This is a genomic window from Rhizobacter sp. P1_G5 (assembly GCF_056405435.1).
The window spans coordinates 1-9,451 of record NZ_JBFUCB010000203.1 but is presented as its reverse complement, the minus strand read 5'-3'; the positions used below and the strand labels follow the sequence as shown (position 1 = coordinate 9,451).

Here is a 9,451-nt window from a genome sequence, read left to right as displayed (position 1 = left end):
CTGTATGGCTTGCGGCGCACCGCCTCGGTCAGGTAGCCGCCCTCGTCGTAGCCCACATATCCGGGCGGCGCGCCGATCAGCCGGCTCACCGAATGCTTCTCCATGAACTCGCTCATGTCGACGCGGATCAGGTGGTCCTCGCTGTCGAACAGGAAGCCGGCGAGCGCCTTGCACAGCTCGGTCTTGCCGACACCGGTCGGCCCGAGGAACAGGAACGACCCCGTCGGCCGGTTCGGGTCGGACAGGCCGGCCCGCGAGCGGCGGATCGCATCGGCCACCGCGGTGATGGCTTCGTCCTGGCCGACCACGCGCTCATGCAGCTTGCCTTCCATCTGCAGCAGCTTCTCGCGCTCGCCCTGCATCAGCTTCGACACCGGGATGCCGGTCGCGCGCGCGACCACCTCGGCGATCTCCTCGGCACCGACCATCGTGCGCAGCAGCTGCGGGCGGCTCGCGTCGGCGCCCTTCTTCACCTCGGTGGCCTGCGCGTCCTTCAGCGCCTTCTCCAGCTCGGGGAGCTTGCCGTACTGCAGCTCGGCGACCTTGTTGAAATCGCCCTTGCGCTTGAACTCCTCGATCTGGAAGCGGGTGCGGTCGATCTCTTCCTTCACATGGGCCGAGCCCTGCGCCGTCGCCTTCTCGGCCTTCCAGATCTCCTCGAGGTCGGCGGCCTCGCGCTGCAGGCGCACGATCTCTTCCTGGATCAGGCCCAGGCGCTTCTGCGAGGCTTCATCCTTCTCGCGCTTGACCGCCTCGCGCTCGATCTGYAGCTGGATCAGSCGGCGGTCGAGCTTGTCCATSRCCTCSGGCTTGGAGTCGATCTCKATCTTGATCTTGGCCGCGGCYTCGTCGATCAGGTCGATCGCCTTGTCGGGCAGGAAGCGGTCGGTGATGTAGCGGTGGCTCAGCTCGGCCGCGGCGACGATCGCCGGGTCGGTGATCTCGACGCCATGGTGCACCTCGTACTTCTCCTGCAGCCCGCGCAGGATCGCGATGGTCGCCTCGACCGTCGGCTCGCCGACCAGGATCTTCTGGAAGCGGCGCTCCAGCGCGGCATCCTTCTCGAGGTACTTGCGGTATTCGTCGAGTGTGGTCGCGCCGATGCAGTGCAACTCGCCGCGCGCGAGCGCGGGCTTCAGCATGTTGCCGGCGTCGATCGCGCCCTCGGCCTTGCCGGCGCCCACCATCGTGTGGATCTCGTCGATGAAGACGATGGTCTGGCCTTCGTCCTGCGCCACTTCCTTCAGCACCGACTTCAGCCGCTCCTCGAACTCGCCGCGGAACTTCGCGCCGGCCAGCAGCAAGGCCATGTCGAGCACCAGCACCCGCTTGCTCTTCAGCGAATCGGGCACCTCGCCGGCGACGATGCGCTGCGCCAGGCCCTCGACGATCGCCGTCTTGCCGACGCCCGGCTCGCCGATCAGCACCGGATTGTTCTTCGTGCGCCGCTGCAGCACCTGGATCGCGCGGCGGATCTCGTCGTCGCGGCCGATCACCGGGTCGAGCTTGCCGCGGCGGGCGCGCTCGGTCAGGTCGATGGTGTATTTCTTGAGGGCTTCGCGCTGGCCTTCGGCATCGGCGTTGTCGACCTTCTGGCCACCGCGCACCGCGTCGATCGCGGCCTCGAGCGCCTTGCGGGTCAGGCCGTGCTCCTTGACGAGCGGGCCGATCGCCGACTTGGCATCGGTCGCGGCCAGCAGGAACATCTCGCTCGCGATGAACTGGTCACCGCGCTTGGTGGCCTCTTTCTCGGAGGCCTGCAGCAGCGCGCCGAGCTCGCGGCTCGCCTGCACCTGCTCGCCGCCCTGCACCTGCGGCAGCTTGCGCAACTCGGCGTCGAGCACCGACTGCAGCTTGGACGAATTGACGCCGGCGCGTTCGAGCAAGGCCTTCGGGCCATCGGTCTGGGCCAGCATCGCGGCCAGCAGGTGCACTGGCTCGATGTAGGGGTTGTCGCGGTTCAGCGCGAGGCTCTGGGCCTCGCCGAGCGCTTCCTGGAACTTGGTGGTGAGCTTGTCGAGTCGCATGGGACGAATCCTCCGATTGCAGGGGATTTGAGGCATTCGCCCCCATTTTCAAGCCGGAACCCGCTCACCGGGAACCCCGGCTTGATGCAGATCAGATCGTCAGCTCGCGCTCGACGTCSKKGGCCTTGCGSCGSGCCAGCGCCAGGTTGGACTTSSYCTTGTCSAGCACGAAGTAGAYGAACRYGCCTTCCTTGCGCGAGACCGGGCGGATGATGTGGTACTGCYKGCCCAGCGTGATCAGGATGTCGTCGATCACGTCGTTCAGGCCGAGCTGGCGCATCGTCTTSRSCTTGGCGCGCACSACCTCGGTGTTGCCGGCRGCMGCCACYTCGAGGTCGASRCCSGMGCCKGCCGAGCCGAGCATCATGCCGCTGGCGGAATCGACSACGGCCGCGCACAKCGCGCCGTCCAYGGTSAGCAGGTCRTCGAGGGATTGTTTGATGGTGGCCATGTTTCTTTCTTCCAATCGTCGGGTTGAGTGTGGAGATCGCTTCGGCACGGTGAAGGCCGCGCCCATGCCCGATCCCCGGGCTGGCATGTGTGTTGGAACGGACGCGCCGGCCCCTGGTCACGAACGGCGCAGCAGCTCGCCGAGTGCCCGCGCCATGCGCTGCAGCGCGATCCAGTCGACGCCGCGGTGCTCGCCGWSCGMGACSAGCAGCASGTCGGGRTCGSTGCAGCACGGGAACAYCGCSAGCACGCCGCCSCKGTGGTACATCACCGCCGCACCGAGCGTGCCCAGGCCGGCGAAGTTCAGCTTCTGCCGGTCGTGCAGCCGCCAGTAGTCCACCGCCGCCTCCCACACGCGCTCGGCATTCGACGCCCCGGCACGGCTGTCCCAGACCAGCCCGGTGTGCGCATCGACCAGCGCGCAGCCGACGACGCCCCGATGGGCGGCCATGCAGTCCAGCTCGGCACCGACCTGGATCGTGTTCATGCCGCGTTCATCAGGCGCTCGGCCTCCGCCAGGCGGCTCCACACCAGGCCCAGCATCACCGACTGGTCGGTGAGGACGGCGACGACGAGGGCCTGGCCGCGCACCTGCATGCAGCGCACCGCGAGCCGGCCGCCGGAGGACTCGACCACCAGGTAGCGGGGCGCGCCGATGCCGGTCTCGCGGCTGGCCGCATCGCCGAGCGCGGAGAAGGAACCGACCATCGCGGCCAGGCGAGCCGGCGCGATCGCGGTCTGCCCGGCGTGCGTGAGCTCGAAGCCGTCGGCCGTCGCGATCAGCACGGCGCGCGCACCGTCGACTTCGGCGAACAGGCTTTGGGCCGCGTGCCGGGCGGGTTCGGTCAGGGAGGTGTTCAGGTGGGACATGAGGGTTCCGGTCAGGCGCGCATCTCGCCCTGGATGAGCACGGTGTCGACCAGCAGCAGGACGTCCTCGCGCCGGCGCACGTCCACCGGCAGCACCGGCAAGGCCAGCCCCCGCTCGGCGAGCAGGTCGCTGAACCGGTCGATCGCAGGCTGCGGGAATTCGGCCGTGCGCCCGATGCCCACCGCGCAGTTCATCATCGGCAGCAGGTGCCGGTAGGCGTCCAGGCAGGTCGAGAGATCGTCCAGCGGGTCGGGCCGCGAGTTGTCGAGCAGGATCACCAGGCCGAGCGCGTCGGTGGCGATGATCTGCCACATGAACTCGAAACGCAGCTGCCCGGGCGTGCCGAACAGCTGCACGCAGCGGCCGCCGGCCAGGTCGACCTGGCCGAAGTCCAGCCCGACGGTGGTGAGTTCCTTGGCGAGCGTGGGGTCGGTGTTGCGCACGTCGGTGACCACCGGCGGAATGTCGCTCAGCATCGCGATGGCGGTGGTCTTGCCGGCCCCCGGCGGCCCGGTGAAGACAATCTTGGGCAGGGTCATCGTCGTCATGCCAACCCCAGGCTGCGCCGGATCTCGCCGAACGTGCCCTGGTCCGGGGATGGGGCCGCACAGTGCCCCTTCACCTCGGGCTGGCAGGAAGCGGCCGGCATCACATCCAGCACGTCGGCCGCGATCAACGCCGCCACGAATGCCTCGCAGGCCCGCCGGTCGACGTGGCTGCGGCGCGTCAGCTCGTCGATGTCGATCTGCCGCGCCGACAACAGGAAGCTCGCGAGCCGGGGCCGATCGGCATCGCCTTGCAGCAAGGCCTGCGCCGGCCAGCGGCGCAGACGCAGCTGCGCGCCCGCCGTCCCGGGCTCCTCGGCGAGCCGGCGCTCCAGCTGCTGCAGTGCATCGATGACGTCCTCGTACTGCAGCGGGTGCGCCAGCTGGCCGAGCACGTCATGCCCACCCTCGAACACGATCTGCCAGTCCCGGCTCAGCCGCTCGCGGCCGATGCGCAGGAAGGCCGCGATCTTCGCGATGTCCCTGTCGGTCAGGTGCTCCGCCTGCAGCTTCAGCGTGCGCTCGGGGTTGCGATGGGGGGACGTCATGGAACGGTGTGGCCACAACCCCCTGCGCTGCACGCTGTCGCGCCGATCAAGCTGGGCCGTGTTCTGAGTTGCTGGTCGGCATGTTAGGGATGGACTTCAGCGAAGTCATGATGCTGGCGTGATCGGAACATATCGGGACATGACAGCACCTCATCCACCGGCGCGCCCCTCGGACCAGCCACCGCCCAGCACCTTGTAGAGCGTCACCAGGTTCGACATGCGCGACAGCCGCGTGCCGATCAGGTTCTGCTGCGCGCTGTAGAGCGAGCGCTGCGAATCCAGCACCGCGAGGTAGCTGTCGACGCCGCGCGAGAAGCGCGCACGCGACAGCCGATCGCTCTCGGCCGTCGCGTCGACCAGCGACTGCTGCGCCTCGAGCTGGTCGCCGACCGTGCTGCGCTGCGCCAGCGCGTCCGACACCTCGCGGAACGCCGTCTGGATCGCCTTCTCGTACTGGGCCACGCCGATGTCGCGATCGATCTTCGCGATGTCGAGGTTGGCGCGGTTGGCGCCGCCATCGAAGATCGGCAGCGAGACCTGCGGGATGAACGACCAGGTGCCCGAGCCGGCGCGGAACAGCTCGGACAGCTCGCTGCTGGCCGAGCCGGCCGACGCGGTCAGGCTGATGCGCGGATAGAACGCGGCGCGCGCCGCGCCGATGTTCGCGTTGGCCGCCTTCAACTGGTGTTCGGCCTGCAGGACGTCCGGCCGGCGCTCGAGCAGCGCCGACGGCAGGCCGCCCGGCAGCTCGGGCAGCGCGTTCAGCGCGTYGGCCAGGTTCGTCGGCAGCAGTCCGTCCGGCAGCGCCGAGCCCACCAGCAGCTGCAGCGCATTGCGGTCCTGCGCCACCTGCGCGGTGTAGCGCGCCACGTCGACGCGCGCGCTGTCGACACTGGTCTGCGCCTGCCGCAGCGCCAGCGCCGACGTGACGCCGACCTCGAAGCTGCGCTGGCTGAGCCGGTACGACTCGCCCTGGCTCGCCAGCGTGCGCTGCGCCAGCGCCAGCCGCTCCTGGTCGGCGCCCAGCGTCAGCCAGGCATTCGCCACCTCGGCCACCAGGCTGATGTGCGTGCTGCGCCGCGCCTCTTCGGTCGCGAGGAACTGCTGGAGCGCCTGCGCGCCCAGGCTGCGCACGCGGCCGAACAGGTCGAGCTCCCAGGCGCTGACGCCCACGCCGGCGCTGTACTGGCGGCTGATCTCCGGGTTGCCCGGCGCGCGCAGCGTGTCGGCCGTGCGGGTCGCGCTCTGGCTGCCGGTGGCACTGACGGCGGGATAGAGGGCGGCGTCCTGCACGCGGTACTGCGCACGCGCCTTGTCGATGTTCAAGGCCGCCACGCGCAGGTCGCGGTTGTTGGCCAGCGCCAGCGCCAGCACCTGGCGCAGGTGCTCGTCGGCGAAGAACTCGCGCCAGCCGATGTCGCCGGCTTCGGCCGATGTGGCGGCGGATGTGGTGACCGGTGCCGACGCGGCCACCGGGTAGGCGGCCGGCACCGGCGACGCGGGGCGTTCATAGGCCGGCATCAGGCTGCAGCCACCGAGCGTGGCCACGCAGGCCAGCGCGATCCAGGTCGGGCGGGTGATGTTCAAGCGGGTCATGTCAATGGCCTTCCAGCAAAGGGGTCGCGAGCTGCGGTTGCGGCCGCTTGTCGAACAAACGGCGCACGCTCACGAAGAACAGCGGCACGAAGAAGATCGCCAGCAGCGTGCCCGAGACCATGCCGCCGACCACGGCCGTGCCGAGCGCGTTCTGCGCGCCTGCGCCGGCACCGTGGCCCAGCATCAGCGGCAGCACGCCGAGCACGAAGGCCAGCGAGGTCATCAGGATCGGACGCAGCCGCATGCGCGCCGCGGTGAGTGCCGCCTCGGCCACGCCCATGCCCTGGGCGACCAGGTCCTTCGCGAACTCGACGATCAGGATCGCGTTCTTCGACGCCAGCCCCACCGTGGTCAGCAGGCCGACCTGGAAGTAGACGTCGTTCATCTTCCACGTCAGCACGGCGCCCAGCAGTGTGCCCAGCACCCCCAGCGGCACCACCAGGATCACCGAGAACGGGATCGACCAGCTTTCGTAGAGAGCGGCCAGGCACAGGAACACCACCCCGATCGACACCGCGTACAGCAGCATCGCCTGGCCGCCGGCCGCACGCTCCTGGCGCGAGATGCCGGTCCATTCGTAGCCGATGCCCGGCGGCAGCGCGGCCGCATGGCGCTCCACCAGGTCGAGCGCCTGCCCGCTGGAGAGCGTGCCGGGCAGCGCCATGCCGAGGATCTCGACCGACGGCACGCCGTTGTAGCGTTCCAGCCGCGGCGAGCCCGAGGTCCAGCCGGCCTGTGCGAAGGCGCTGAACGGCACCATCGCGCCGCCGGCGTTGCGCACGAACCAGTGGTCGATGTCGCCGGGCAGCATGCGGAACGGCGCATCGGCCTGCAGGAACACCTTCTTCACGCGTCCCTTGTCGATGAAGTCGTTGACGTAGCTGCTGCCCCATGCGGCCGCGAAGGTGTTGTTGACGTCGGCCATGGCCAGGCCCAGCGCGCCTACCTTGTGCTCGTCGATGTCGAGCCGGAACTCGGGCGTGTCCTCGAGGCCGTTCGGGCGCACCGCCACCAGGCCCTTCTCGGCCATCAGCGCGCCCAGCAGCTGGTTGCGGGCCTGCATCAGCGCGTCATGGCCGAGGTTGGCGCGGTCCTGCAGCATCAGGTCGAAGCCGCTCGCGTTGCCGAGCTCCGAGACCGCCGGCGGGGCGAAGGCGAACACCGTCGCATCGCGCAGCTGCGAGAAGTAGCCCATCGCCTTGCCGACCACGCCCGATGCCGTCAGCTCGGGCCGCGTGCGTTCGCTCCACGGCTTGAGCTTGACGAAGGCGAAGCCCGCGTTCTGCCCGCTGCCGGCGAAGCTGAAGCCGGCCACCGTGAAGATCGAATCGACCGCATCCTTCTGGTCGACCAGGAAGTGGTGCTCGACCTGCTCGATCACCTTCAGCGTGCGGTCCTGCGTGGCGCCGGGCGGCAGCTGCACCAGCGTGAACAGCGAGCCCTGGTCCTCGTCGGGCAGGAAGCCGGCGGGGATCTTCGCGAACACGAAGCCGACCGCCAGCACCAGCACCGCATAGCCGGCCATGTAGCGCCAGCCGCGGCCCAGCATGTGCCGCAGCACGCCCTGGTAGCCGCGGTTGCTGCGGTCGAACAGGCGGTTGAACGCACCGAAGAAGCCGGTGCTGGCCAGCCCATGGCCCTGGGCCGCCGGCTTCAGCAGCGTGGCGCACAGCGCCGGCGTGAGGATCATCGCGACCAGCACCGACAGCGTCATCGCCGACACGATGGTGACGGTGAACTGGCGGTAGATCACGCCGGTGGAGCCGCCGAAGAAGGCCATCGGCACGAACACCGCCGCCAGCACCAGCGCCACGCCCACCAGCGCGCCGGTGATCTGCCCCATCGACTTGCGCGTGGCTTCGAGCGGCGACAGGCCCTCTTCGCTCATCACGCGCTCGACGTTCTCGACCACCACGATCGCATCGTCGACCAGCAGGCCGATCGCCAGCACCATCGCCAGCATCGTCAGCGTGTTGATCGAGTAGCCGAAGGCCGCCAGCACGCCGAAGGTGCCCAGCAGCACCACCGGCACCGCGATGGTCGGGATCAGCGTGGCGCGGAAGTTCTGCAGGAAGAGGTACATCACGACGAACACCAGCACGACGGCTTCGGCCAGCGTCTTCACGACCTCCTCGATCGAGATGCGCACGAAGGGCGTGGTGTCGTACGGCTTGATCACCTCCACGCCGGGCGGGAAGAACTTGCGCAGTTCGTCGAGCCGGGCGTCGATGCCGCGCACGGTGTCGAGCGCGTTGGCGCCGGTCGCGAGCTTGATCGCGAGGCCGGTGGCCGGCTTGCCGTTGAAGCGGCTCTGGATGGCGTAGCTCTCGCTGCCGAGCTCGATGCGGGCCACGTCGCGCAGGCGCACGGCCGAACCGTCGGCCTGCGTGCGCAGCAGGATGGCCTCGAACTCCGCAGCCGTCTTCAGCCGCGTCTGCGCGGTGATGGTGGCGTTGAGCTGCTGGTTCTGCACCGCCGGCAGGCCGCCGAGCTGGCCGGCCGAGACCTGGGCGTTCTGCGCCTGGATCGCGGTCTTCACGTCGAGCGGGGTCAGCTTGAAGCTGTCGAGCTTGTGCGGATCGAGCCAGACGCGCATCGCGTACTGCGCACCGAACAGCGTCGTGTCGCCCACGCCGTCGACGCGGCTGATGGCGTCCTGCACGTTGGCGGCCACGTAGTCGGCGAGGTCGGCGCCGCCCAGCTTGCCGTCCTGCGACACGAAGGCCAGCACGTTCAGGAAGTTGCTGGCCGACTTGGTGACCTGCACGCCCTGCTGCTGCACCTCCTGCGGCAGCAGCGGCGTGGCCAGGGCCAGCTTGTTCTGCACCTGCACCTGGGCGGTGTCGGGGTCGGTGCCGTTCTCGAAGGTCAGCGTGATCGTCACGCTGCCCGAGGATTCGCTGGTCGACGCGATGTAGGCCAGGCGGTCCAGGCCCTTCATCTTCTGCTCGATGACCTGGGTCACCGTGTCTTCCAGCGTCTTGGCCGACGCGCCGGGGTAGCTGGCCGAGATGGCGATGGCGGGCGGTGCGATGGTCGGGTACTGCGCGATCGGCAGGATCTGGATGGCCATCACGCCGCCCAGCATCACGATGATGGCGAGCACCCAGGCGAAGATCGGCCGGTCGATGAAAAAGCGAGCCATGGTGGAGAACTCCGGAGGGTGTCAGTTCGCGGCCAGGCGGGCGGCGGGTGCGCTGGCCGGCGTGGCCCCGGCGGGCACGGCGTTCACGGCCTGGCCCGGGCGCGCCTTCTGCTGCCCTTCGACGACCAGCCGGTCGCCGGCCTTCAGCCCGGTGGTCACGAGCCATTGGTCGCCGATGGCGCGCTCGGTGGTGATGGCGCGCGCTTCGAGCTTGCCGTCGGCGCCGACCACGAAGGCGAGCGGCTTGCCGGTGCTGTCGCGGCTGACTGC

The 9,451-nt window shown here is 69.4% G+C and carries 9 protein-coding genes; all 9 read right to left on the bottom strand.

Annotated features, from left to right (window positions below; all coding sequences use genetic code 11):
- Nucleotides 1-2,027 (bottom strand): AAA family ATPase (locus AC1D12_RS15615; protein ID WP_477841368.1); only part of this gene is annotated, 2,027 nt, incomplete at its 3' end.
- A gap of 91 nt (nucleotides 2,028-2,118) precedes the next feature.
- On the bottom strand, nucleotides 2,119-2,307 hold the full coding sequence (locus AC1D12_RS15610; RefSeq protein ID WP_477841366.1) for a hypothetical protein: 189 nt from the start codon (nucleotides 2,305-2,307) through the stop codon (nucleotides 2,119-2,121).
- Nucleotides 2,308-2,595: 288 nt separating this feature from the next.
- A complete protein-coding gene (locus tag AC1D12_RS15605; protein ID WP_477841364.1) occupies nucleotides 2,596-2,964 on the bottom strand; it encodes a hypothetical protein in 369 nt (122 codons plus the stop codon).
- Entirely contained in the window at nucleotides 2,961-3,347 is a 387-nt protein-coding gene (locus tag AC1D12_RS15600) for a roadblock/LC7 domain-containing protein (RefSeq protein ID WP_465112269.1), read from the bottom strand. The genes AC1D12_RS15605 and AC1D12_RS15600 overlap by 4 nt, the downstream gene beginning before the upstream one ends.
- Before the next feature lie 11 nt (nucleotides 3,348-3,358).
- Entirely contained in the window at nucleotides 3,359-3,895 is a 537-nt protein-coding gene (locus tag AC1D12_RS15595) for a GTP-binding protein (RefSeq protein WP_477841362.1), read from the bottom strand.
- A complete protein-coding gene (locus AC1D12_RS15590; protein ID WP_477841360.1) occupies nucleotides 3,892-4,440 on the bottom strand; it encodes a hypothetical protein in 549 nt (182 codons plus the stop codon). The genes AC1D12_RS15595 and AC1D12_RS15590 overlap by 4 nt, the downstream gene beginning before the upstream one ends.
- Before the next feature lie 150 nt (nucleotides 4,441-4,590).
- Entirely contained in the window at nucleotides 4,591-6,036 is a 1,446-nt protein-coding gene (gene adeC, locus AC1D12_RS15585; RefSeq protein ID WP_477841358.1) for an AdeC/AdeK/OprM family multidrug efflux complex outer membrane factor, read from the bottom strand.
- A gap of 1 nt (nucleotide 6,037) precedes the next feature.
- Complete coding sequence (locus tag AC1D12_RS15580; protein ID WP_477841356.1) at nucleotides 6,038-9,181, bottom strand: efflux RND transporter permease subunit; 3,144 nt, start codon at nucleotides 9,179-9,181, stop codon at nucleotides 6,038-6,040.
- A 21-nt stretch (nucleotides 9,182-9,202) separates the two neighbouring features.
- Nucleotides 9,203-9,451 (bottom strand): permuted SH3 domain-containing protein (locus tag AC1D12_RS15575; protein WP_477841354.1); only part of this gene is annotated, 249 nt, incomplete at its 5' end.

Bases quoted from the DNA above. Each gene is read 5' to 3' on its own strand.
- AC1D12_RS15590 (WP_477841360.1), bottom strand. From the start codon at position 4,440: ATGACGTCCCCCCATCGCAACCCCGAGCGCACGCTGAAGCTGCAGGCG.
- AC1D12_RS15595 (WP_477841362.1), bottom strand. From the start codon at position 3,895: ATGACGACGATGACCCTGCCCAAGATTGTCTTCACCGGGCCGCCGGGG.
- AC1D12_RS15580 (WP_477841356.1), bottom strand. From the start codon at position 9,181: ATGGCTCGCTTTTTCATCGACCGGCCGATCTTCGCCTGGGTGCTCGCC.
- AC1D12_RS15600 (WP_465112269.1), bottom strand. From the start codon at position 3,347: ATGTCCCACCTGAACACCTCCCTGACCGAACCCGCCCGGCACGCGGCC.